This window comes from Acinetobacter sp. 'aerobic (ED)' (assembly GCF_904886855.1).
Taxonomy (GTDB): Bacteria; Pseudomonadota; Gammaproteobacteria; order Pseudomonadales; family Moraxellaceae; genus Acinetobacter; species Acinetobacter courvalinii.
The window spans coordinates 1-26274 of sequence record NZ_CAJHGI010000001.1 but is presented as its reverse complement, the minus strand read 5'-3'; the positions used below and the strand labels follow the sequence as shown (position 1 = coordinate 26274).

Genomic DNA, 26274 nt, shown 5'->3' with positions numbered 1-26274 from the left:
AAAAATCCCCCTCAGTAAAGGGGGATTTTTTATATTTATTCCGATGCATTGTTCTCGCTTTGAGCTTCTCGCCATATCCTTTCATATTCTTGCGATTTTTTCAGGTTTTTGGCCAGACCGAAACCACCAGTTTTATATAGACGCGCAAGTCCCTGCCAGCCCTCTTCATTATCCTGCTCTAAGGCACGTTCATAAAACTCGGCTGCCTTTTTATAGTTTTTAATGGTTCCTTTACCATACTCATGCATCAGTCCTGCGCTAAAAGAAGCAAGACCGGATGCCTCAGAAGCCAAGCTAAATAACCGCAAAGCCTCTTTATTATCTTTCTCGACGCCTCCTGTCCCTTCAATATAAAAAAAGGCCAAGGCATTCATTGCCGTAGCGTCACCTTGCTGAGCAGCCAACTGTAAATAGTGTCTTGCCTTCCCAAGATCTTGCGGCAGACCTTTCAGCCCTGCCTCATACATACGCCCTAACGTCGTCTGAGCCACATCAAATCCGGCATCTGCTGCTCGCGCAATCCATTCCACGCCCTTTTTAAGGTTGGTTACCACCCCGTCTTCATCAGAAAGATAAAGATAACCCAAACTATATTGTGCTCGTAATTGCCCTTTTTCTGCAGCTTGGACATACCACTTCATGGCAGTCAGGTTATCTTCTTCAATACCCTCTCCCAGATCATACATATAACCGACCTGGTACATTGCATCCGCATTTCCTTGTGCAGCAGCTCTTTTAAACCACGTCAAGGCTTCATCATAATTCCATTCTAAGCCTTCAGCAAAATAGTAGGCTTTGGCCAGCTCATATTGCGCATTCATATCACCAGACTGAGCCTGTACCATTAAAGCTTGTCGGGCTGGCGCGTCATCGGCATAAGTTAAATTTACCCAACTGCTGGTCAACAATATTGCAAGCACAATATTTTTAAATCTCATTATCTAACTCATATTGCTATATTTTTATGCGATCACATTCTAGCGATAAAACCAATGATGTAAATCGATATTGATATATGTAAGGAAATCAAAAACTAATTTTTATCTTTTCAGCGAAATAACAAAGCAAAGATACGGTTTGCCAAAATATTAAGCATGCCATTTTCGGTTTGCATGCTAAACTATGCGTTGGTTTGAAAAAGGATAGTCCTTCTATGCGGTTTGTTCATCTCGGTATCCATACAGAATTCTCGATCACGGAATCGATTGTTCGCATACCTGATTTGGTCAAGGCTGCCGTAAAAGATGAGATGCCTGCGCTGGCACTCACAGACTTATCCAACCTGCATGCCGCAGTAAAATTTTACGAAGCCTGCCTAAAAAAAGGCATTAAACCGGTTTTAGGCAGTGTCATTCGCCTCAACGATGCCGAACATCGTGCCACCCTGCTGGCCATGAGCAATACCGGCTGGCGTAACCTGACTGAAATTGTGTCTCGCGGTTTTATCGAAGGCCAACAGTTAAGTATTCCATGCGTACAAAAAGAGTGGATACTTGAACAGGCTGAAGACCTGATTGTCATGCTGGGTCAACATAGCGATGTGGGCAAAATGCTCTGCTCTTCCAATCCACAAAAAGCCGAACCTTTACTGGAAGCATGGATTGAGAAGTTTGGTAATCGGGTCTATCTGGCCTTAACCCGTACTGAACGTGTCGGTGAAGAAGATTTTATTCAGCAAGCGGTCAAACTAGCTGCCAAATATCAGATTGGTGTTGTTGCCCATAACGATGTTCACTTTGTCGAACAAATAGATTTTGACGCGCATGAAGCGCGTGTCTGTATTGCAGATGGTTATGTCCTTGGCGATGCTAAACGCCCCAAAAACTATAGCCCTGAACAATATTTTAAAACGGGCGAACAAATGTCTGTGCTGTTTTCAGACATTCCGAGTGCGATTGAAAATACTTACCATATTGCAAAACGTTGTAATGTCGCTTTACAGCTCGGGACTTATTTCTTACCTGATTTCCCGATTCCAGATGGCTATACCATCGACACCTATTTCGAGCATTTGTCTCGTGAAGGTTTAGAAGAACGTTTAAATGTACTTTATCCAGTTGCTGAACGTGACGAAGACTGGGCTGAGATTCGCAAACCGTATGATGAGCGAATCAAATATGAAGTCGACATTATTCTCAAGATGGGATTCCCGGGTTACTTCCTGATCGTCATGGACTTCATTCAATGGGCCAAAAATAATGGTGTGCCTGTTGGTCCGGGCCGTGGTTCAGGTGCAGGCTCACTGGTGGCCTATAGCTTAAAAATTACCGATCTTGACCCACTCCGTTATGACTTGCTGTTTGAACGTTTCTTAAACCCGGAACGTGTCTCGATGCCCGACTTTGACGTCGATTTCTGTATTGCAGGCCGTGACCGTGTAATTGAATACGTGGCACAAAATTATGGTCGTCAAGCGGTTTCACAGATTGCTACCTTCGGTACCATGGCGGCAAAAGGTGCAATCCGGGATGTCGCTCGTGTCTTGGGTAAATCTTATGGTCTGGCTGACCGCATTTCCAAAATGGTACCGACCAAGCCACTGGGTGTCGATCTGGCCACTGCCATTGATATGGAACCGCAGCTCAAGGATATCGTCACCAACCCGTCCAATCCGGACAACGATGATGCTGCCGAAATCTGGGAAATGGCACTCAAACTGGAAGGGATTACACGTAATACCGGTAAACATGCCGGTGGTGTGGTCATTGCACCGGGTAAAATTACCGATTATTCAGCAGTGCTGTGTGATCCTGATGGGACCAACCGTGTTGCACAATATGATAAGGACGATGTTGAAGCCGCGGGTCTGGTTAAGTTCGACTTTTTGGGCTTACGTAACCTGACGGTCATTGAAGATGCCGTACAGAATATCAATAAACGGATTAAATCCGAGACACCACTGAATATTTCCAATGTCCCTTTAGACGATAAAGATGCTTATCTGGTATTTGCTGAAGCAAATACCACTGCGGTATTCCAGTTTGAATCCGTCGGCATGAAAAAGATGTTGAAGGAAGCACGACCAAGCAAATTTGAAGAAATTATTGCCTTCGTTTCCTTGTATCGTCCGGGTCCGATGGACCTGATTCCCGACTTTATCCATCGTATGCATGGTGGGGAATTTGAGTATCTTCATCCGCTACTTGAAGGCGTGCTGGAACCGACCTACGGGATTATGGTTTATCAGGAACAGGTGATGCAGGCTGCACAGTTCTGTGCAGGTTATACCCTTGGTGGCGCAGACTTACTTCGTCGTGCCATGGGTAAAAAGAAACCTGAAGAAATGGTTAAACAGCGCCAGATCTTTATTGAAGGTGCTGCGAAAAAAGATATTGATGAAGCCACCGCCAACCATATCTTTGACTATATGGAAAAGTTCGCAGGCTATGGTTTTAACAAATCGCATGCCGCAGCCTATGCTCTGGTTGCCTACCACACGGCCTGGTTAAAAGCACATTATCCTGCTGAATTTATGGCGGCGGTTTTATCTTCGGAAATGCAGAACACCGACAGTATCGTGTTCCTGATTGATGACTGCCGTAATAACAAACTGGAAGTACTGCCACCTTCAGTGAATATGTCTTTGTATCATTTCCATGCCAGCGATGAAGCCACCATTGTGTATGGTCTGGGTGCCATTAAAGGTGTCGGTGAGCAGGCCATGCAATCGGTCATCGACTCACGCATTAACGAAGGTCCGTATAAGGACTTATTCGACTTCTGTCATCGTATTGATCTGAAAAAGATCAATAAACGGACTCTGGAAGCCCTGATCCGTGCGGGTGCGCTGGATTGTCTCGGCATTGAACGTTCCAGCTTGATGGCACAATTGCCAGAAGCCGTACAGGCAGCCGAGCAAGCACGTAGTAACCGTGAAACAGGAATTATGGACTTGTTTGGTGAAGTTGAAGAAGTTCAACGTAAACCAGCCAAACCCGTGAAACCTTGGTCAGACGAAGTTCGTCTTAAAGGTGAAAAAGATACGCTTGGACTTTATCTCACAGGTCACCCGATTGACGTCTATCGTCCTGAATTAAAATCATTCATTTCAGCAAAACTGAATGAACTGACCCCGACCCGTCGTGGTGTGACCACTGTTTTTGCAGGTTTAGTGGTTGATATTGCCAACTTCCCGAACCGCATTATGATCACACTGGATGATGGTACAGCCCGTGTCGAAATCAGTTGCAACCATGAGCGCTTCCAGCGCTATAAAGAGGTGGTTCGCTTAGAACAAGTGGTGGTGATTGAAGGTGAAATCTACGAACGTGAAGGTTTTGACCGTCCAATGGCACGCTTAAGTAAGGCATTCAGTTTGAATGAAATTCGCCAGAAACGTGCCCAAAGCATTCAGGTTCGACTGGCTCAAGAGCTGATGAGCAAAACGCTGGCGAAAGATTTGCAGGCCATTCTTCTACCTTATTGTAATGTGGATATGTGCCAGCATATCGGACTGCACATCCAGCTGGACCAGAGCTTTGCAACCGCCGAGTTACACCTCGGTCCACAATGGAAAGTTGCACCACTGGATGAGTTGCTCAGCAAGCTGCGTGATTATTTCGGTAAAGAAGCCATTGCGATCGAATATCAGGTGAAGTCTAAAGCGGCCAGAGTGGCTGAAGCGCCGAAAGTGGCAAATATCGCACCGCCGCCGGATAATATGTCAATGGATGAAGCGCTTGATCTCTATCAGGCAGAAGTCTCTCAATACTCTTAATTCTGGATATTATATGAACCAGTTTGACTCAAATAACGTGTCCAAACATTTGGATCATGTCCGTATTGTCATGGTCAATACCACCCTACCCGCCAATATTGGTAGTGCTTTACGTGCAATGAAAACCATGGGCCTGTCCAAGCTGGTACTGGTTGCACCGAAAACCTATCCACATCCCGATATTGATGCTTTGGCAGCGGGTGCACAGGATTTGATTGAACAGATTGAAATTGTTGAGACTTTAGAACAGGCCATTCAGGATTGTCATATTGTATTCGGCACCAGTGCCCGTAGTCGTACTATTCCATGGCCATTGCTCGATGTTCGCCCTGCAGCAAAAGAAGCCTTACAGGCGGCAAGCAAAGCACAACATATTGCCATCGTGTTTGGTCGTGAAGATCGTGGCCTGACCAATGAAGAACTGGCCTTGGCCAATTACCACTTAACCATTCCAGTCAATCCTGAGTATGGGGTGCTGAATGTCGCACAAGCCATTCAGGTGGTCTGTTATGAATTGAGAATGGCTGCACTTGAACAAAATACTCAAGTTACAGATACACCAGATGACCATATGCAACTGAAACAACAGCAAAGCATGGAATGGGATGAACCGCTGGTGACACAGCAACAGATGGAAGAATTCTATCCTCATCTGGAAAAAATGCTGACTGAAATCGAGTTTTTGGACCCGAATAATCCGCGTTTATTGCCATTACGCTTGCGTCGTTTATTTGGCAGGATACAATTAGATCGTATGGAGTATCATTTATTACGCGGCATTTTCAGTCGCGTTCAGGCACTGGCCAATGGTTCATGGAAAAAGACAAACACGGAGGATCGTTCAAATGATTAAACAGCTTAAAGAAGATATCGAGGCTGTGTTTGCGCGTGATCCTGCGGCTCGAAACACGCTGGAAGTGCTGACCACCTATCCGGGTATCCATGCGCTGATCATGCATCGTATGGCACATGAATTGTGGAAAAAAGAATATAAGGGTACGGCTCGCCTGCTTTCTTCATTTAGCCGCTTTGCTACAGGTATTGAAATTCATCCGGGTGCAAAAATTGGCAAACGTTTCTTTATCGATCACGGCATGGGTGTGGTGATTGGTGAAACCGCTGAAATTGGTAATGATGTCACGCTTTATCATGGTGTGACCTTAGGCGGCACCACCTGGAATAAAGGCAAACGCCATCCGACGCTGGAAGATGGTGTGGTGGTGGGTGCTGGCGCAAAAATTCTGGGACCGTTTACCGTGCATAAAGGTGCCAAAGTCGGTTCAAATGCTGTCGTAACGAAAGAAGTGCCTGAAAATGTGACTGCGGTTGGTAACCCTGCCCGATATATCTTCAAAGATAAAAGTCAGGTTGAACAGGATGAAGTCAGTCGCCGTGACTATGCTGAAAGTATTGGCTTCCAGCCTTATGCCACCACTCAGGATCAGTCTGATCCTATTTTAGAAGGTATTCGTGTCCTTCTGGACCGTATGCAAAAAAATGAAAAGCGGATGAATGTGCTATGTCAGCGCCTGTCAGAACTGGATCCGAGTTTCGCTCCGCAAAGTTCTAAAAATCAACCATTGAGTAAAGAAGAACTGAAAATTATTGAAGAAGTTAGACGCGAGTGCGAAGCACAGAACAAAACTTCGGCAACATAAGCAGATATATAAGAAATGTAACAAGCTTATCATTGCAAGTTGGTTTTGCTTTTCCTAGACTGGTGAAACCAACGATCTACTTCTCATTTAACTAAAATTAATGGATGTAAGCATGAATTTTAAGCCTTTGGCATTACTTGTACTTTCAACTTCTTTTTTAACCGCTTGTGGCGTCGCCCCTGTCAAAAAAGATAAAGCTTCTGAGCCATTTGTATTCAAAGAGCCAGAACCAACCGCACCGTTCTATGCTTTAAATCCAATCAAATATGATGCGCCGCCAAGCTTTGAAGTTGCACTTAAAGATGCTGCAGCCCAGCCTGTGACTAAAATGGTGGTGTCATTACAGAATGATCCGTCAAAAACAACCACACTAGATATCAATAAACTGATCGTTCCGACCATCGACAGTAAACAACGTAATGTTAAATATGCGGTTCTTGCTGGTGAAAACGAAGTCGACGTGACCGAGATTGATGACTTCTTACAACTGGTTGAAGGTAAAGCGCGTCACTATCCACCTCGCTTCCCTGATCGTCAAGAACGCAAGGGCTATGAAGCCAAGTTAAAAGAAACCACGCAAAAACTGGATGCTTTGGCAGAAAAACCAAATGCGTCTATTGACGTTCTGACACGTGCTTTTAAAGCAAGTGTAATGGCACGTAATATGGATTTGGGTACCGCTTATACCACCAAATCATTGAATTATGCGCAACGTATTCTGGCAATGAACCCGAATGATGCTGAAACAAACTTCTGGTTCGGTTTTGGCCTGTCTGAAGGTGGCGGTCAACGTGAAGCGATTCCTTATTTAGATAAGGCGATGAAAGGCGGTGTTCAGGAAGCTTATCTTTCTGCTGCCAACAACTACCTCTGGTTAGAGCAAAAGAAAAATGCGCTTCAAACCTTAAAGAACTACAAAATCAATTACCCAGATGAAGCTGAAGTCACTGATCGTCTGATCAAGGAAGTTGAATCTGGAAAACGCTGGAATGTGTGGCAAGTATTGAACTAATTACTCGCCCATGCTGTAGTAAAAAATAGACTGTCGTGTACAGTCTATTTTTTTATGGATGATTGAAAAAACATTCGATTTTCGTATTATAGCTATCATCTCCCAGCCAACTTGCTGATTTATAATGCTAGCATTTACCCCGAATCAACGTTTATTTGCGATTGGCCTACTCAGTGCGATGGTAATGAGTGGCTGCCAAGTTGTCAGTCTGAAACAGCAAGACCTGAATGTCACGATTGCGAACGAGCGTAATAGTATTCTGACCCAGAAGAAATTGAGCGAAGCCAGTCTCAATGTGTTGTCAATGTCAGGCAAAGAAGCAAAAGTCTGCATGCAGACCCCAGATGAATGTATTGCAGATCTGCATAAAATTCCGCAGATTCAGGATGAGCAGCTGTTATCGACTGCCAGTGAATTATACCTTTCCAAAGCGATGAATCTGTCTGACTCGTCTGAATGTAAAGTCAGCAAGCTCAGCAAACATAAGGGTGAAGAAGAACAAAAAACAATTCAGAAAACCTATGAACAGTGTCTGGATCAAGAGCTTGAAGCCCTCGATAAGAGCATCCGTTATAGTTATGCTTATTTATTTAAAACTGCTCGCCAGCCGCAAGAGCGTATTTTCGATAACAGACAAGTTCAGATCCGGGATTTCTATAATCAGGCCTTGACCAAACTGGTCAATGTCCATAGCTTAAGAAATCCGGCTAAAACCATTACCCCGACCATTAAAATTGGTAAAAGTACCTATACAATTGATATCCAGTCTTATCAGCGCTTGCAAAACATGCAGCTTGAAAAGTTTATTTCCAGCTATAACATGAACTTTTCCGGCTTAAGAGCGATTAACCGTCGGGATGGTTTCGGCTCGGATTTCGTTGCGGTATTCCCTTCCTCAGAGAATACTGCCCACGGAGACAATAAATATATTCTTGATCCGTTAAGCTTTGACTACCCCAATGGTGTTAACCCGAACATTCATAAAGCCCGTTATCTGGCTGCCACCATTATTGCTCAACCTAAGAATGCAGCTGCAACGATTAATGATGTTTTAAATAATCCAAACTTTGAAGTCAAAGTTTATGATCCCTATAGTGTCGAGAAAGTAAGTATTGCTGGAAAAGAATATTCACTGGCGGCCAATTTCTCTGCACCTTATGGGCTTTGGCTGGCTGAAAATAACTTAGGCACTGCTGCCTACCTGACCCTGATTGACCGCGATCAGCATCTGACCATGCCGCATCTCTACATGCTTGAACCTTATAATCCAAATAAGAAAGTGATTGTACTGGTGCATGGTCTGGCCAGTAGTCCTGAAGCCTGGATTGCAGTGACTAACGATATTATGGGCGACCCTGTATTACGTGAGCATTATCAGGTCTGGCAAGTGTTCTACTCCACCAATATGCCGATTCTGGAAAGCCGTTTTCAAATCTATGCCCTGTTAAAGCAAGCCTTTGCTTCACTGAACCCGAAAGATGCAGCTGCACAGGATGCAGTTTTAATCGGTCATAGTATGGGTGGGATTATCAGCCGGCTTTTAGTGAGCAATGCGGATATTTCCAAAGAGGCTCTAACCATGATGAATAGCCGCCAGCAGGCACGTTTGCGCAAACATCCGGTGATTGGCGAGCGACTGAAAATGGAACCGATTGCCAATTTTGATCGTGCCATTTTCCTGGCCTCCCCGCATCGTGGTACAGATTATGCCGATCGCTGGTTTACCTTGGCAGCCCGAAAGATTATCAAGCTCCCTGCGACGTTCTTGACCACTTTGGCAGATACACTTACCAGCGATGACATGGACCTTAAGGAGTTTGTCAAAACCCTGACCAATGACGTGATCCAGAATGGCCCAAGTGATCTGAGTAAAAAATCCAAATTTATGGAATTAACGGCTACCATTCCGCCAGAAAAAGGGCTGGTTTTCCATTCCATTATGGGAAATGTCACCAAAAGCAATGATCCAGAGCTTATCACCGATGGCATTGTGCCTTATAAAAGTGCCCATCTGGATGGTGCGGTATCGGAAAAGATTTTCACCGGTGGCCACTCCATTCAGGAAACACCTGAAGCCGTATTGGAACTTCGCCGTATTTTACGTGAACATCTGGTTGATCATGGCTTATATAAACCGACTAAAAACTAAACCCAATAAAAAAGCCCCAAATCATTGGGGCTTTTTTATCAGATTATTTAGACACCTGAACGGATCATGTAATCAAAGGCAGACAGTGAGGCTTTGGCACCTTCACCGGTAGCAATGATAATTTGCTTGTACGGCACAGTGGTACAGTCACCTGCGGCAAATACACCCTTGACACTGGTTTCGTTACGATCATTAATCACGATCTCGCCACGGTTGCTCAACTCAACCGCACTGTTCTTCAGGAAGTCAGTGTTTGGCAATAAGCCGATCTGTACAAAGATCCCTGCCAGCTCAACTGTATGTTCAACATCAGTAGCACGGTCTTTATATTTCAATGCTGTCACCTGAGCACCGTCACCGACCACTTCGGTACTCAATGCATTCATGATCACGGTAGTATTTGGCAAGCTGTTTAACTTGTCTTGCAACACCTGGTCGGCACGAAGTTTGGTATCGAATTCAACCAATGTGACATGCTCAACAATACCGGCAAGGTCAATCGCTGCTTCTACACCCGAGTTACCGCCGCCAATCACTGCAACACGTTTGCCTTTGAACAAAGGACCATCACAGTGTGGGCAGTAAGCCACACCACGGGTACGGTATTCTGCTTCACCCGGCACATTCATCTCTCTCCAGCGTGCACCGGTGGAAAGAATGATGGTTTTCGATTCAAGCTTGGCACCATTTTCCAGTTCAACTTCAACCAGACCGTTGGCGGTTTGATCTGCGCCTGTGATCTTGCTGACACGTTGCAGGTTCATGATATCCACGCCGTATTCACGGACATGTGCTTCCATGTCCTGAGCGAACTTCGGACCGACAGTTTTCTGTACCGTGGTGAAGTTTTCAATGTCCATGGTATCCATCACCTGACCGCCAAAGCGTTCAGCCACGATACCGGTCTTGATGCCTTTACGCGCGGCATAGATTGCCGCAGTACCGCCGGCAGGACCACCACCAATCACCAACACATCAAATGCATCTTTGGCATTGATGGCCGCTGCATCTTTCTCAGCAGAATTGGTATCTAACTTGGCCACGATTTCTTCCAAAGTCATACGACCCTGTCCGATATGTTCATTGTCCTGGAACACCATTGGTACGGCCAAGATTTTGCGCTCTTCCACTTCATCCTGGAAGAAAGCACCATCAATCATGGTTGCCGTGGTATTCGGGTTGTTGATTGCAATCAGGTTGAGTGCCTGCACTACATCTGGACAGTTGTGGCAGCTTAGTGATACAAACACATCAAAGTTGGCAGTCAGGTTGAGGCCTTTGATCTGGGCTAAAACTTCATCAGAGACTTTTGGCGCATAACCAGACACTTGCAGCAATGCCAGAATCAAAGAAGTAAACTCATGGCCCATTGGCAAACCAGCAAAGAACACACGCGGTTGTTCGCCTGCTTTGGCGACACCAAAGCTAGGACGGCGAGCGTTTGAACCGTCAAAACGCGCCGTAACCTGATCAGAAAGTTCTGCGATTTCAGTCACCAGTTCTTTGATTTTCTCTGCTTTGTCTGAGTCATCCAAAGCAGCAACCAGTTCGATCGGACTTTCTAAACGTTCTAAATAAGCTTTTAATTGAGTTTTGATATTTTGATCTAACATGTATTTCTCCAAACCCTAAGACTTTTAAATCGGTCAATTCATTCAATAAGGCTATATTACGTAAAAATGATAAATAGGTAAAACAGTATGTTTTTATGAGTTCAATCGAATAAATCTATCAAAAACAAATCGACCGGCACAGCATACTACGGCAACGCCGAAGGTTAACGCGGTGCGGTACGCTGTCAGGCGTTCTGAACATAAAAACAGATTAATACTCAAGCTTTTGACTAATTCGATTGCGACGATTTTTTAAATGCTTGGCGAGCATGTACAAAATGGCAGTTAAAGCCAAAACCAGAATAACGATTCCGCACAAGATCACATTCACAATCTGAGAAATACGCTCAGCTTGCTGGGCCCGTAAATCCAGCGGTTGTGTAAGTGCGGTAATGCTTTTACCGTAAAGCTGCTGTTGCATGACCCACAACTGCTCAGCTTTAAAATCGTATTTTTTAAATAAAAGCGGATCATTCTTTTCTGCATCAATCAGCTGATTCATATAGACATTGGCGGTCTTACGATCGGCGGGCTGATGCAATAAGGCCACTTGGGCCAGCACATACGCTTTTTCAGTCGAAGAAATTTCGGCTTGTTGCAAATCCTGAGCAATCTGGCTTTCCACAATATTATTTTGATAACTCATCCACTGCTGATAAGCCTGTTTGGTTTCATCTTTCCAGTCATATTGAATGTAGCTTAAACCAGACCAGAGTAAGATAAATGCAATGATCCATGCCAGAAAGCGTTGCGTCCAAGCCTGAAAACGCTGCTGAAAAAACCTGAGTTTTTTTGCCCAGCTGACCAGAAAAAATGCCCCAACAAATGAAACCAGGATTTTCAGGAACAGCCAGCCGACCCATGACAGTAAATTAAATAAATAATCGACAGGTTGCTTGAAAGGAACAAGCTCCTGGACATGATAAGGCAAATCGAGTACCTGAACATGCATGGAAAGATCGAAGAAACGATAGATCAATTCTTTTTGAAAAAATAGCGATGCAATGGTAACAAGCGCCAGAGTACTGCTTAGAAAAAACCAGATCATTAAATGACGCTGACGTTTTTTTAACACATCTAAACGCTGGCCAAGCGGCTGTACACTAAAATCGTCTATCGGTGACAATGATCTTTCCTTCAAAAAATTAATCGTATCAAGATTGAGGTGGCTGGCTATTCTCCAGCACCAGATGATTCAGACTATCCTGTAAGGCCCGTAACCGTGTCGTGGCTTCCGCACGTTTCTGCATGCCTTCTTTCTGGATCTGAATCACATCATTTACTGTTTTAATGAGGGTGTTTTGGACATGTTCAAGGGTTTCCACATCAATCACTGAACGCTGATTGGCTTTAGCCGTATCAACCGAGTTTTGATGAAGTAACTCTGCATTACGGCGTAATAACTCATTGGTGGTGTCATCAATGGCTTTGGCAAGCTGTACGCTATTCTTTTGCTCCTGCAATGAAATTGCCAGACTAATCTGGTTTTTCCAAGCTGGTAAAGTGATGTTTTTAATCGCATAGAATTTATCGACCAGCATTAGGTTATTCGACTGGATAATGCGGATCATGGGCAATGTTTGCATCGCAGACTGTTGTAACACCTGTAAATCACTGACCCGTTTTTCCAGATTATTGGCTAAGTGATTCAGATCATAAATCTGTTGTGTGGTCTGCTGGTCCTGCTCTTGAGCCGTCAAAGCCGAAATCTGCTGCTGAATATCCTGTTGCTTCAACTGACCTGCTGCGATATACACACCTAGCTGCTTGTATTCATCCTGTACGGCATCAAACATTTTATCGAGCGTACCAACCCGTGCCTTCAAGCCAGATTGCGAGCTTTCAATTTCCTTAACCAACACATCAATCTGTTCTTTGGTAGTATTAAAATGCTGATCAAAATTTTGCTTGGCGCTTTTAAACTTGCTGAGTAGACCGCCCAAAAAACCCGAGCTTTTTGATTTATTCAGAATGCTAGACGTATTCAGCTGCTGGGCGACCTGCACCACTTCATTGAGTTTTTGACCGGTGTTATCCAAATCTTTATTCTGCACCAGACTCAGCAATTCATCCGTATAGGTCGAGGTCTTGTTGGCAATATTTTTGCCATATTCCGCCACAACAGTCGGACTCATCTCTGCCAGCTCTTTATGCGCATCCATCACCTCGGCTAAGTCGTGTGGCTGTAAACCCAGCTCTTTCAGGTTAAGCTGCTCGAAACGTTGCTCGGTTTTGAGTTCAAGTTCATGAGCTACTTTGCTAAGTTCTGAATCTGACATGGTATTCCCCTCTTATTTCTGTAATGATTTTTTCAAATTTTGAATCAGGTTTTCTCGGCTCTTGTCCAGTTGCTCAATGGTCGACGATGACCCGGACTCACGACTTTGCTTCAAATGATATTGCCATGCAGGAATTAACACCTGTTGCGCTTCCTTAAAACGGTCTAACAGACTAAACGACAAATGCTGGGACAATTGCATCTGCTTCATCGCAATATCATTGCTGCTCTGTAAGGTTTGTAGCGTATTCACTTTTTTTGACAGGCGCTCGACAAAATGGTCCAGCACTTGCTGCTTGCTAAATTGAGGATATTCTTTTAAAAACTCATCCGCGGCCTGAATATAGGCTGCCATCTGCTCACGCAAACCCAATGCCTGTTGCAGACGTGACTGCGATTTCTGGATTTCTATCTGCAAACGCTGACTCAGGTGATTCGCTTCATGAATCAGACGATCTAAATCTTTGAGATATTTGACTTGACCCGCATCATATTCGACATCAATCCCCAACCATTTTTGCAATGCATTGAAGCGACGTCCACCCAGATATTTTTTTGAAAGCGAAAGCTGCTGAATAATCTGGCTAATCACTTCGCTCAATTGCTGATTCAGTTTGGGATCAACCCCATTGAGCAAAACACTCTGGGCTTGTACCAAATGATCTGCATAATGATTTAAACGATGTGGATCGTTCAGCAAAGGCACTAAATCATTACGCTTGATCGCTAAAATATGTTCTTGATTTGACTCAATTTGCGATAAAGGTATCAAGTCGGGCGGTATCGTCATATAAGTTAAAAATCGTGGGTACAAATAAATTTGGACAGCTTTAGTTGTAGCATGTTCTGACAGTTTCGCCTACAGCATTGTTGTTATGTTTTTTAAAATATATGGCCTGATTAGAAAGCAAAAACCCTCTAAATTACAAACAATAAAGAGGATTCTAACAAGCTTAATTCATGATTTATTCATCATTCAGTGCACATTCAAAACTATTTGGATTTTGCTTGCAACGCACCTTCTTCAAGAAGTTCATCATTTTCGGATCATAAATCCCGGCCTTGGTCAGGGAAATACGTGCCTCACGCATCATTTTCATATAATTCACCTGCTCTTCAGGGGATATATTCATCCAGTATCTGGCTGGGATTTCCTTCTCATATTTGGCGATTATATTAAAGGTACGGCCCAATTGACCTGCCACCCATTCTCGTGACTTTTGCCCGAATCCTGCCGGAAACTTATCCTTGCGAATAATAAAATTTGCCGAGATTTGTGTGAGCGGAAATTTTACGATGCCGCCTTTATCGCCTAAACCTTTATAAAGTTCAAAAGGCTTATAGGCCACAATCGGTGCAGGCACAATATCAATCTGGTGATTATTGAATTTGGCACCGGCATTGGTCACATCAACTGAAACCGCTTGGGCACCGACCTGAGCCACCAGCTTCGGCTGTGCCTCGTCATAGGCAAATACCCCGACCTTCTTTCCGGCAGCCTTAGCTAAGGTATTGATACTACGGTCAGAAACAAACAGATAAGCAGGCCCAATGGTACCAAGCCCGGCAATCTCATAAGGTCCATTGATCATGCTTTTTGCAGCTTGGGGCTTGGACAAAATTTGATAGGCTAAAATTGCCGTTTTTAAATCGGTCAGCGCACCAATCGCATCTAGAGAACCGACATATTTATTGAACTGTCGCCCCCGTAAGCCACTGATAATCGCCCCATCGCATTGCCCGACCTTCAGATCTTCTGCAGCCACACGTTCATCGACATAAGCACGTAAATCGATATCAGCCCCCCATTTCTTGGCTTCAAGCGCATAATCCTTTGCCAATGCAAAAGCATCGCCCGATTTACCCACAGGATCGAATACACACACTGTTTGCTTGGCCTGTGTAGCGACTGCACATCCTAGCAATGCCAAAGCCATCAAACCGTTTTTAATGATCATTCCGTTCTTCCCGAATCAGATTGGTTATCTATTGATCACACCTGATTGAGCTGCATGATCCTATGACATGTTTTATTTTTTTAAGTGATTTGCAGTCAATAAAAACCGAGTAGATCCTTCAGATCAGCTGATTCATTGGCCCGTTCTAGCTATTCAGTCAGATGATTTTTGTGGCAGTGCATAAGTGCCAATCACATGGGCGACAGGTTCTTCATCATCCAGTGAATATAACCAGACTTCGCCCGTAACCAAGGTTTTACCAACTTTGATGAGTTTGCACACCGCTCGGATATCGCGATTGCCATTTGGTTTACGAAAAAAGTTAATAGTCATATTGGTGGTCACGGCCATCGCAACCAGACCTAAATGTCCCAAAATGGCAATGTACAGCACGTAATCCGCGACCAGCATTAAGGTCGGCCCAGAAACCGTCTGACCAGGCCGTAAATCACCTGTATCGACACGATAAAGCAGCTGTGCTCCTCTGGGTGTAATTTCCTCAATGCTACTTTTCATTAGCGCTTGCGGAAATTCTTGTGCCAGAAATCCCATGATTTGGTCTTTTGTTGCTGCCATGCGTTCTTCCCTTGCTCCTGTGGTTTGATCCCTGATTGAAACTGACATGCTTGTCACGCTCATTTAATCCGTCTGGCTGGAAAGCTGATTTAATACCTGCCAATAGCTTGGCGGTTCAGCCACATGTCCACGTTCACGTAGCATTTGATGCACTTTTGGCAGTTTAAAGTAAGGTACCGCTGCCATCAAATGATGTTCTTTATGATAGTTCACATTGATCGGAGCAACCAAGGCGCGTGCCAGAAAGCCCGCTTTGGTGGTCCGGGTATTGGTTAAGGCACTGTGACTGGTCTCCATGCCAGCATGCTCTGCCATTGAACGGACTCTGAGAAATAAAGGAAATGGGGTTAAATAGGCCACCACCCACAATGCATAAAGTTTAGGATGACCTGCCGCCCATAATGCTGAAAATAGCGCGGCATTGGTGGCAATTGCCCCACCACTATTCTTTAAAAAGACTTTGGGATAATCAGTCCAGTGTTTGCCTTCCTGAGAAATCCAGCGACGGTCATTGGAAACTGTCCACTCCATTTTCTCAATATCCATCAGCACACGACCGACCGCAAACTTAAATCCGGTCACTCCGGTTAAGTCACGCATAAATTTGCGCATCAATGATTTCTTAGAGGTGGGAAAACCCGCAACCAGTGATAGATCGGGATCATCTACTGTCGAGGTTTTGCTGTGATGGCGCATGTGATGGGCACGGTATTTATGTAAATCATTCCAGATCGGACGCGCGCACAACCAGTCAGTGAATGTGTTATTCAGCCATTTGGTTTTAAACAGGCTTTGATGTGAGGCATCATGCATGATAATCGCCAAGGCCAGCTGACGCCCTGCCAAAATGACCAGTGCTGCTATGCACATCAGTAATTTACCCCAAGCGGGCAAATATTGCCATGAACTGGCTACGGCAGCAAAAGTTCCGCCAATCACGGCCCAGGTCGAGAACACCGCCCAACCGCCATGCAAATCTGATTTTGCTGTGAGTTCAGTAATTTCCTCTCTACTGAATAAGTCACTAATTGCAACACGTGTATTCATCTGTTTACCCTGCCTGGAGCTGTCTATTTTTATAAAACTACACAATTTATATTTTTATTCTAAACTTGGTAATATTTCTGTCAATAAATTAAAATTAAAATAATCGTAATATTTGTAATCAGAATTTACTCGACATGGCTTTCATAAAATTTGCGCCATGCGTCCAGTCCGGTCTGATCCAGCTGTTGTACACTTGCAGCGAATTGCTGGCGCAGTTGCACATCTACAAAATCTTCTGGCAATAAGGGATCATTCATCAATAAAGAAATGGTCTGTCGCCCAAGCAATAAAGACTCTCGAGCAGCATCCTCTAAGGAGAGTTGCGATACAGTCGCTAACCACTGCTGAATCATCTGGGCATATTTTTCATAATTCTGGTTTAAGGTCTGGGTTGCCCAGAGTTTTGGCAAATTCGCTAAAGTTGTCGCATCAAAATGATTGATTTGACAGATCTTGGCAGACTCTTCCAACCCCGAAGACTTCAGTTCGGAAAAAAGCGCATCAAAACCAATAGCCAGATTATCCGGACGAATATAAATTCCCTGTTCCAGCTCTTTAAAACCAAAATGCTTGAGTGCTCTTTCACGCCGATTTAAAGCGGTACGGTCAACACGCCCTAACGCTCCGGTTAATACTGCCAGATATTGATGATTCCAGTTCTTGGTCTGTTTAATGCCTTGTTTACGGTTTAGCATGACATCAGCCCATTCATGCGACTGCACCGTAAACTGATAGATACCGCGCTCAATTGCTTCAATCACACCATCACTGGACAAGCGGGTCACTGCGACGCGAATGCTGTTCTCACTAATGTCAAATAGTCTGGCCGCCACAATAATCTGCTTAATTGAAATTGCACCACCTTGTAAGCCCAGTAGTAAATCTATTATTAAATCACGCGCATTCATTTTAGCTATTGTCATGTTGCAGTTGAACCGATCTGGAAATATGAAAGATGAGATATAAGAGATTGAAATCTTAACTGAGAATCTTCCTTTTGGCATGTGCCAAAAGGAAGAGTTTTTTATTATTTATAGGAAAACAAACAGTAAAATAATACCGAGTACAATACGGTACCAGGCAAATACACGTAAGGTATGGCGTTCAACAAATTTTACCAAGGCGCTGACCACAAACAGTGCCGAGATAAAGGCCGCCACAAAACCCACCGCAATATTCAGCATATTGTCTTGTGTCAATACATCCGCATTACGTGCCAAGTCAAATACCGCTGCGCCCAACATGGTCGGCATCGCCAAGAAGAATGAAAATTCGGTTGCGGCTTTACGAGACAAGCCTGAGAACATCCCCCCAACAATGGTCGCACCTGAACGCGAAGTTCCCGGAATCATGGCCACACATTGCGCACAACCCACCAGAAATGCCTGCTTATAAGTAATCTTGGTTGCATCGGTGGTTTTATGCTCAAACTTAATCGATTCCACCCAGAAAATGATCAGACCGCCAACTATTAAAGCGACTGCAACCACCAGCGGACTAAACAGGACACTCTTAATAAAATCGACTGCAAATACCCCAATCACCACCGCTGGAATAAATGCCAGTAAAACGCTAAAAGCAAAATGCCGTGCTTCTGCATCGCCACTAAAAAATCCTTTGATCAGGTCAAAAATCTTTTGTCGATATAACCAGCACACCGCCAGAATTGCACCCAGTTGAATCACCACCTCAAACACCCGACCATCATCGGAATGAAAGTCGATCATATGACCAAATAAAATCAAATGACCGGTACTTGAAATGGGCAGGAATTCGGTTAAACCCTCAATAAAGCCTAAAAACAAGGCTTTTAAAATTTCAATATGTTCCATAAATTACTCAAAAGCAGGTAATACAAGAATAAAAATAAATGGCAAGCTTACCTTGAAATGGCAGCATTTTATGTGTTTGTCACGTAACGTTTTTATCAAAAAAACACGTGCAAGCGAATGTCTTTTAAATAATCATCAGACTATTTTTCTTTTGCATTTGCTCAACCACTTCATGTGTATCAAAACCCAGACGCCAATATAAAAGCTCTAAAACATCCAGCTCATCCTGGGTAATAATCCGGTCGTTCCACAGACATCTTTCTGCAATCGACAAAATATTAAGACGATCGCGCAATAATAACCCTGACACGTCATTCAGGATTTCCGCCAGATCCAATGGCTCATCCGAAATATCGGCATAAGTTTGCATTTCATCTTCAGTCAACAGCAATTGCAAGATACGTTCCCGTACCTCAAGCTGATTCGGACTGTTAATTTGCTGAACATGCAGCAAGGCATCAATCAAATGCACAATCTGGGATTTCACATCTTCAAAAGCCGCAGGTAAATGGGCCGGCATTAAATTCAGTTCATGTTTGACGCGTTCCAGCAACAAAGCATCCAGCAAGCCCACTTCCCCATCTTCCTGAATAATACAGGCCAGCTTGGTAAGAAATTGACGGGCGATACTGGCTGGCATGTGCCCAATATTCTTGCAGGCATCATGGAAAATCTGCACATGGATACGGCCATCCAGATTCAGTAAGGCATCGACGATGGCATGGCTGACCGGTGCATCCTGTGGAATAAATTCGCGATATTGACGGATCATCAAAATCGCCACCATCACCTCACGCGAACCCGTTGCGGTTTGCATGGCGCGCTGAATCAATTCAGGGCGTTTCTTATTTTTACGTATCTCTGGGTTAAGCGGCTTAATCGCATCGTTCAAGGCAAAACTAATCGGCGATAAACGCAATAGCGGCAAAGGCTGCGGTGAGCTCCACGGCGTGGTAATGTCGGTGGTTTCTTCTTCCAGCGAACGAAACAGGCTAAACAAAGGACGATTACGCAGTTTTCTGAGATTTTCCAACTGTAAATCTTGCAATAAGGTCGGGTTCAATTCATAGATGCGATCTTTAATGCTGGGATGAATATTCATCCAGCTTTGCGGGCTCAATGAATTGGCAAAACACATATGTGAAATGGATTCAGAATAGGCGCTATGAATTTGCGAACCGGAATGATGCACGTAAATCCGTAATAAGGTTTGAATATTGGCATTATTATTCATCAATCGCATGGTCTTGAGATCATTGCGAAAGGTTCGCCCACTCAAGGTAAGATATTTAATTGCACGAGTAATCAAAATACCTAAACTACCAATCAGCCAGATCACGCCCCCTATTGCGACAAAAATGGTTTCAAACTTATTGCGATAAGAGGTTGCATAGGGACTATAACCCGCCTGAGCCAGCTTACTGCCCCATTGGCTAAATGTGGTTAAGCCACTGTATAACAGCTTCAGCTTGGTATTTTCGACGGCTTCACCGGATAGAATCTGGTTAAACTCATAACTGAGCAAGCCATACAGTTCCAGTTCATCCAGATTTTGCAAAGCCCCCCAGGTCAGGATAATTACAATATCCTGTGATCTGAAGCCTGCGGTTAAGGCATTTACCCCGACTTCATCCGGTAATACATAGACAGCAGGAGGATCGATGGAAAAACTTTTGGCAACTTGCTCGACAATTTTTAATGCCGTACTTTCTTCCGGTGTACTTTCATCAAATACCAGACGTCTGGCTTTTAATTGCTTGGCAAGTGAATGCCCACCTTCACGGAGTACATATAATTCTGCGCCGACCGACCAGAACAGCACACAAATCAGCAATAAAATGAAATAGGGGCTGAGCGCATGCCACCAGATGGGCTGGGTATAATCAAAAAAATGAACCACCAAACCTAAAATTAGATTAAGAATAAAAACGGTCAATAACATTGCCAGCCAACAAAAGCTCATTGACCATGCAATATTCTTATTTTCGATTAAGTAATGGCTCATTTCTCTCAATGTAAATTTTCCTGATTACATTGTTTCTATTAAGGACTTCCGTATCCGCTATCATAAAATAAAAAAGCGGGAAATTCCCGCTTTTCTATGGACCAAAAGGTTTACATTTCTTTGATACCGGTTAAATCTACCGAAGCGGCATCAATATTCACATCGATATAGCTATCCAGTTTATTTTTGGCAGAGTCGCTACGTTTTTGCTCAAGGTTATCAAGGTAAGCCTTGTCAATGCCACCTGCGACATAAATACCATCAAATACTGAACAGTCAAATTCAGTCAGATCTGGCACTTTACTGGTACGCACGGCATTTTTTAAATCTTCCAGATCCTGGAAAACCAGACGGTCTGCACCAATATTTTCACGGATTTCTTCCACGGTACGTCCTGATGCAATCAGTTCAGCCTTGGCTGGCATATCAATACCATAGACGTTTGGATATTTCACCATTGGCGCGGCTGAAGCAAAGAATACTTTCTTCGCACCCGAATCACGTGCCATCTGGATAATTTCGTTACAGGTGGTGCCACGTACAATCGAGTCATCGACCAGTAATACATTCTTGTCTTTAAACTCAAGTTCGACCGGATTCAGTTTTTGACGAACCGATTTTTTACGCTGTTGCTGACCTGGCATAATAAAGGTACGTCCGATATAACGGTTTTTCATAAACCCTTCACGGAATTTCACCCCTAAAATATTCGCCAACTCTAAAGCGGAAGTACGGCTGGTATCCGGAATTGGAATCACCACATCAATATCGTGCTGCTCGCCCCATTCTTTCAAAATCTTGTACGCCAGCTTCTCACCCATTTTCAAGCGGGCTTTATACACGGAAATGCCGTCGATCGTGGCATCTGGACGTGCAAAATACACGTATTCGAAAATACATGGACGATATTCTGGGTTTGCAGCACATTGCTTGCTAAACAACTGACCATTTTCATCAATGAAAATCGCTTCACCTGGGGCAATATCACGCTCAACTTTAAAACCGAGTGCGGTAATCGCAACTGACTCAGAAGCGATAATATATTCAGTGCCTTGCTCAGTTTCGCGAGAACCGTAGACCAGCGGACGGATACCATTCGGGTCACGGAAGCCGACCAGACCGTGGCCTGTGATCATGGCAACCACGCCATAAGCACCTTTACAACGCTCATGTACGCGAGAAACGGTGTGGAAAATATCGTCCGGAGTTGGATTTAAAGTACGAAGCTTTTGCAGTTCATGTGCAAATACGTTGAGCAGGACTTCTGAATCGGAATCCGTATTCATATGACGTAAATCTGTTTTAAACAGGTCATCATGAATTTCTGCGGCATTGGTCAGGTTACCATTGTGTGCAAGGGTAATCCCGTAAGGAGAGTTTACATAAAACGGCTGTGCTTCAGCACTGCTGGATGAACCTGCGGTTGGGTAACGCACATGTCCAATCCCGTAGTTGCCAAGCAATGCACGCATGTGACGGGTATGAAATACATCGCGTACCATACCGTTATCTTTGCGGAGAAATAAACGCCCTTGGTGGCAGGTTACGATCCCTGCGGCATCCTGTCCTCGATGTTGCAGCATCGTTAAGGCATCAAATAACATTTGGTTCACTGGTGATTTACCGGCTATCCCAACAACTCCACACATAGCAACCTCGCGACAAGCTAGCGATTAATAAAAAGGATTTTTCGTCGAATGATCAGAACGCTCAGTGACTGATGCGCGCTCCGATTCGTCCATTTCTGGTGAAGGGCGATGTAATAGCGCACCTTCGGATGTCATTTGATGTAAGGCTTGATTTGCCGCATCTTTGGACATTTCAGTTGCCAAAGGTGCGTAAGGTAATAAAATTTGTACGAATTTAGACTGTTTCCAGTGCGGTGAGCTTTCAACCCATGGTCCAAGCCCCTGCATGGTGATCAGCACAATCAAAAGGCCTTTGAGCGAACCAAAAGCGCCCCCTGCTAAACGATTTAATGGGCCCAGTTTTAAACTTTTCAAGAGCCCGTTGAGTAATGCCGAAACAATCCAGGTACACACCACGATGATCAATACGATAAAAGCAAAAGCTGCAATTTTTTGCACAACCGGGTCTTGGCTCAGACTGCTCATCGCAGGGGCCAATAACACAGCGTATTTTGCTCCAATGATCAATGCAAATATCCATCCGATCAAGTTGGCAAAGGCTTTAATAAATCCTTGGCGCAAACCGTTCAGCCCTCCAATGAGCAAGATGACCAGAATAATGATATCAAGCGTGTTCATTTCACAATGTCATCGCATTAACACAATCTTTAATCAGGGTTGGACCAGTATAAATCAGTCCGCTATAGACCTGAACGAGGCTCGCTCCTGCCTGTTGTTTCGCAACCGCATGTTCGCCTGCCAGAATACCGCCGACACCAATCAAAGGAATCTGACCCGCAAGTACTTGCGCAAACTGACGCAAACATTCGGTACTTTTCTCAAATACAGGCGCACCAGACAAACCACCCGCTTCATTACCGTTTTCCAGGTTTTCGACGCCTTCACGGCCCAGCGTGGTATTGGTCACAATGAGACCATCGATCTTGAATTGCAATAATTGTGCTGCAATAAAATCAATGTCTTCTGCAGTGAGATCAGGTGCAACTTTAAGCACCAGAGGAACATAATGATTATATTGATTTGCCAGCTCTAGTTGTCGATCTTTTAATGTTTGTAACAACTCTGTCAGTGCGTCACCACTTTGTAAGCTACGTAAGTTTTTGGTATTTGGCGATGAGATATTCACCGTAACATAAGAAGCGTAATTATAAACTTTTTCGAGACAGATCAGATAATCAGAAACTGCATCTTCAACAGGCGTATCGGCATTTTTACCAATATTGATGCCTAGCACACCTTTAAATTTTGCCGCCTTGACATTCTCGATCAGTTTATCCACACCATCATTATTAAAACCCATACGGTTAATAATGGCTTTTGCCTGAGGAATACGGAATAAACGCGGTTGAGGATTACCTGCTTGTGGACGTGGGGTAATGGTTCCAATTTCAATAAAACCGAAGCCTAAAGCTGCTAAAGCATCAATATGCGCACCATTTTTATCCAAACCAGCGGCAAGACCTACAGGATTCGGGAATTCAATGCCCATACATGTCACAGGTTTTGCTGCTACTTTCTGATGCATGAAGCCAATTTTATGGGCTTTATCCAACATTGAAAGTGTAAGTTCATGTGCACGCTCTGGCGCTAAAGTAAACAACAAAGGGCGAGCCAATGAATATAACATACCAATCACAGTCTACTGTTTTTTCAAGTAGGCATATTATAGGCATAGGCGTATCAAAACACCATGCCTGACATAGGGTTATTTTTTAAGGTCTGGTGACATTTCAGCCATATATTGCCTGACTTCTACAAAACCATTCAAACGAGACCTCAAATGTAGATAAGGAGACCCCGTTGGCAAACTTTATAAGCCAGTTTGCTGATTTTTTGCTTTAGTCCCAACAACCTATTTATATTCAGGAAAAGATATGCCCATCTACTCTAGACAGGAAGCTATGCAGTATTATTCCTCATACAACCGACCTTCCCTGACTTTGTTTACGGTTTATGATTGAGTTCCCGTGTCGCCTGCTCAGAAAGACCATGTATTACAAAAAGGCTACGCATTCAGGCTGAGCCCTCATACTGTGTAAAAAATCCAAAACCCTGATCTTATTGCACTGTTGCAGTCAATTTAATCTGATTGTTGTTTGACACCATATCCATTTTTTGAATGCTAATACCCATTTGTGACAACTGCATTAAAAAGTTAGCTAAAACGGCATAGTTCTGATGTTCTGCCACCAGTTGAATCTGCTCCCCATTTTGCTGGGAGGAGACAGCCAGGCCCTGCTGCTGCGCGGTACGCTGAATCTTGTCCGCAGCGGACAGTGCAAGATCATTGGCAGGCTTCATGGTAGCAGCATTACTCTGCATCCAGACGGTCAGATCCTTGAGTTCATTTAAACGTTTTTGCTGTTGGTCGGCCAAAGCGTGCATTTTCCACAAGGAAAAACCAATCACAGTCACGATCACAAAGATGGTCGTAAAAATAACCATCACGCGCTCACGTACAGATAAACCTTGCAGATAGTCATTAAGCGCTTCAATTTTCTGGTCGAAGCTGTTTTGTAAACGTGTTAGTGCTTTCATTATTTTACTTTTACCACCCCGATTGCGCCGACACTGTCCGCCTGCACATTACCTAACTCAGCCTGAAAACCTTGTTGATTTAATTGCTGGGTCAACCCTTGCAGATCTTCTGCCGATTTTGCCTTGAGTGACATGGCCAGTGTTGAAGCCTCATAGCTGACTTGCTGGGCCACAATCTGTTTTTGCATCAGGATAGGCCCGACACGACTCAACAATGAAAGTGCCTGAGTATCGCCCAGCTGACTCATCCGTAACTGGCTTTCAAACTGGCTCTTGATATTTTGTTCAGTGACCCTGATATTTTCGCCGAACCAGTATTTATACTGGTCAATGGCTTGAGCAGCGGTCTGATCCGCGACTTTTTTCAGTTTCGACCAGCGTAAGGCATCATAGCCTAGTTGCACCACGATCACAGCCAACAGTACTGCCGCTGCAGCTTTCCAATAACCCGACCATTGGGTTTCGGCATGTTTTGACTTCGGCAAAACATTAAACGGATGCTGTTTTGCTTTTAACAGCGGCTGAAATTGATAACTGAATTCCGTGCGCTGGTCTTTGCTGGATGCCGTTGCCAGACTGTCCATCTGGGCAGCATTTAAATTGGCAAACTTAAACTGCGTTTCAGCTGGCTGGAACTCAAGAAATAAACCCAGATCATCCACCGAGTTCCCCAACCATGCATTTTCCCTGACCAATAATTGATCATAGAGATTGACCAGCACCACTTCATGCTGTGCGGGTTCAGGCAAAATCAAAAAGTCAGGCAAGAAGGCACTGATCTGGACAGGTAACAGACTAAGTGCATGTTGCCAGGTTTCAATAGTTGACTGTGCTACCCCCAGAATACTGACCTGATCCTGCTGAAAATGATGGACCACTTTCATCTGGTCAATCGGCAAGCTTACAAACTCTTCCAGAAGATATTTAATCCCTTCTTGACCCAGTTGCTTGTAATGTACCTTGGTCATCGCCTGTTGCAACATCTGCGCATGACGGCTTGGAAAATAAACCACAGTCTCTTTTCCGCTATGCGCCTGCAAGTCTTGAATCAGTTGCTCAAGACTGTCTGCCTGCAACCAGTTTTCCCCAGCCGACCAATACCATGTTCCATTGGTTTCGGGCATCCATAAATACAGCATAAATTTAAACCAACAAAATTAATAACTTAAATAAATTTGGTGTAGATTTGGTGTTTATACTTTCCAACACTTAATCTTTTTATCCATCTTTTTATTGTAAACC

The 26274-nt window shown here is 44.1% G+C and carries 21 protein-coding genes; 5 read left to right on the top strand and 16 right to left on the bottom strand.

Annotated elements, in window-relative coordinates:
• Window positions 1–35: 35 nt before the first annotated feature.
• Window positions 36–938 (bottom strand): tetratricopeptide repeat protein, encoded by a 903-nt coding sequence (locus tag JO943_RS00105; protein WP_032872060.1) that lies wholly within the window; start codon window positions 936–938, stop codon window positions 36–38.
• A 215-nt stretch (window positions 939–1153) separates the two neighbouring features.
• Here JO943_RS00105 and dnaE point away from each other — a divergent pair, with 215 nt between their 5' ends.
• The 5 genes from dnaE (at window position 1154) to JO943_RS00080 (ending at window position 9536) form a co-directional block, all read left to right on the top strand.
• Window positions 1154–4717, top strand: a complete 3564-nt coding sequence (gene dnaE, locus JO943_RS00100; protein WP_202739634.1) for a DNA polymerase III subunit alpha — start codon at window positions 1154–1156, stop codon at window positions 4715–4717.
• 13 nt (window positions 4718–4730) lie between these two features.
• Complete coding sequence (locus JO943_RS00095) at window positions 4731–5570, top strand: RNA methyltransferase (protein WP_199950151.1); 840 nt, start codon at window positions 4731–4733, stop codon at window positions 5568–5570.
• Entirely contained in the window at window positions 5563–6375 is an 813-nt protein-coding gene (cysE, locus tag JO943_RS00090; protein WP_005229844.1) for a serine O-acetyltransferase, read from the top strand. The genes JO943_RS00095 and cysE overlap by 8 nt, the downstream gene beginning before the upstream one ends.
• A gap of 112 nt (window positions 6376–6487) precedes the next feature.
• Complete coding sequence (locus JO943_RS00085; protein ID WP_005229843.1) at window positions 6488–7387, top strand: ABUW_2363 family tetratricopeptide repeat lipoprotein; 900 nt, start codon at window positions 6488–6490, stop codon at window positions 7385–7387.
• A gap of 124 nt (window positions 7388–7511) precedes the next feature.
• On the top strand, window positions 7512–9536 hold the full coding sequence (locus JO943_RS00080) for an alpha/beta fold hydrolase (protein ID WP_202739633.1): 2025 nt from the start codon (window positions 7512–7514) through the stop codon (window positions 9534–9536).
• A 47-nt stretch (window positions 9537–9583) separates the two neighbouring features.
• Here JO943_RS00080 and ahpF read toward each other — a convergent pair whose 3' ends face one another.
• From ahpF to gspL, 15 genes are all read right to left on the bottom strand, one after another.
• On the bottom strand, window positions 9584–11149 hold the full coding sequence (ahpF, locus tag JO943_RS00075; protein WP_047432685.1) for an alkyl hydroperoxide reductase subunit F: 1566 nt from the start codon (window positions 11147–11149) through the stop codon (window positions 9584–9586).
• Window positions 11150–11360: 211 nt separating this feature from the next.
• Entirely contained in the window at window positions 11361–12275 is a 915-nt protein-coding gene (locus JO943_RS00070) for a hypothetical protein (RefSeq protein ID WP_202739632.1), read from the bottom strand.
• Between the two features lie 28 nt (window positions 12276–12303).
• Window positions 12304–13428, bottom strand: a complete 1125-nt coding sequence (locus tag JO943_RS00065; protein ID WP_202739631.1) for a toxic anion resistance protein — start codon at window positions 13426–13428, stop codon at window positions 12304–12306.
• Between the two features lie 12 nt (window positions 13429–13440).
• Window positions 13441–14217, bottom strand: coding sequence for a hypothetical protein (locus tag JO943_RS00060; RefSeq protein ID WP_005285071.1), 777 nt, complete (start codon window positions 14215–14217; stop codon window positions 13441–13443).
• 175 nt (window positions 14218–14392) lie between these two features.
• Window positions 14393–15364 (bottom strand): putative solute-binding protein, encoded by a 972-nt coding sequence (locus tag JO943_RS00055; protein ID WP_227614394.1) that lies wholly within the window; start codon window positions 15362–15364, stop codon window positions 14393–14395.
• 174 nt (window positions 15365–15538) lie between these two features.
• On the bottom strand, window positions 15539–15961 hold the full coding sequence (locus JO943_RS00050; RefSeq protein ID WP_005285065.1) for a PaaI family thioesterase: 423 nt from the start codon (window positions 15959–15961) through the stop codon (window positions 15539–15541).
• A gap of 63 nt (window positions 15962–16024) precedes the next feature.
• The gene (locus tag JO943_RS00045; RefSeq protein ID WP_202739629.1) at window positions 16025–17008 is read right to left on the bottom strand and encodes a fatty acid desaturase family protein; all 984 of its coding nucleotides are present in this window, start codon (window positions 17006–17008) and stop codon (window positions 16025–16027) included.
• Between the two features lie 125 nt (window positions 17009–17133).
• Window positions 17134–17931 (bottom strand): PaaX family transcriptional regulator C-terminal domain-containing protein, encoded by a 798-nt coding sequence (locus JO943_RS00040; RefSeq protein ID WP_005229829.1) that lies wholly within the window; start codon window positions 17929–17931, stop codon window positions 17134–17136.
• A 108-nt stretch (window positions 17932–18039) separates the two neighbouring features.
• On the bottom strand, window positions 18040–18840 hold the full coding sequence (locus JO943_RS00035; RefSeq protein WP_032867200.1) for an undecaprenyl-diphosphate phosphatase: 801 nt from the start codon (window positions 18838–18840) through the stop codon (window positions 18040–18042).
• A 124-nt stretch (window positions 18841–18964) separates the two neighbouring features.
• Window positions 18965–20854 (bottom strand): M48 family metalloprotease, encoded by a 1890-nt coding sequence (locus JO943_RS00030; protein ID WP_165569296.1) that lies wholly within the window; start codon window positions 20852–20854, stop codon window positions 18965–18967.
• Between the two features lie 101 nt (window positions 20855–20955).
• A complete protein-coding gene (purF, locus tag JO943_RS00025) occupies window positions 20956–22494 on the bottom strand; it encodes an amidophosphoribosyltransferase (protein ID WP_005229824.1) in 1539 nt (512 codons plus the stop codon).
• A 24-nt stretch (window positions 22495–22518) separates the two neighbouring features.
• Window positions 22519–23112 (bottom strand): CvpA family protein, encoded by a 594-nt coding sequence (locus JO943_RS00020; RefSeq protein WP_005229822.1) that lies wholly within the window; start codon window positions 23110–23112, stop codon window positions 22519–22521.
• A gap of 1 nt (window position 23113) precedes the next feature.
• A complete protein-coding gene (locus tag JO943_RS00015; protein ID WP_202739628.1) occupies window positions 23114–24121 on the bottom strand; it encodes a quinone-dependent dihydroorotate dehydrogenase in 1008 nt (335 codons plus the stop codon).
• Window positions 24122–24552: 431 nt separating this feature from the next.
• Complete coding sequence (gene gspM / locus JO943_RS00010; protein ID WP_005285055.1) at window positions 24553–25032, bottom strand: type II secretion system protein GspM; 480 nt, start codon at window positions 25030–25032, stop codon at window positions 24553–24555.
• Complete coding sequence (gspL, locus tag JO943_RS00005; RefSeq protein WP_005229816.1) at window positions 25032–26171, bottom strand: type II secretion system protein GspL; 1140 nt, start codon at window positions 26169–26171, stop codon at window positions 25032–25034. The genes gspM and gspL overlap by 1 nt, the downstream gene beginning before the upstream one ends.
• Window positions 26172–26274 lie beyond the last annotated feature (103 nt).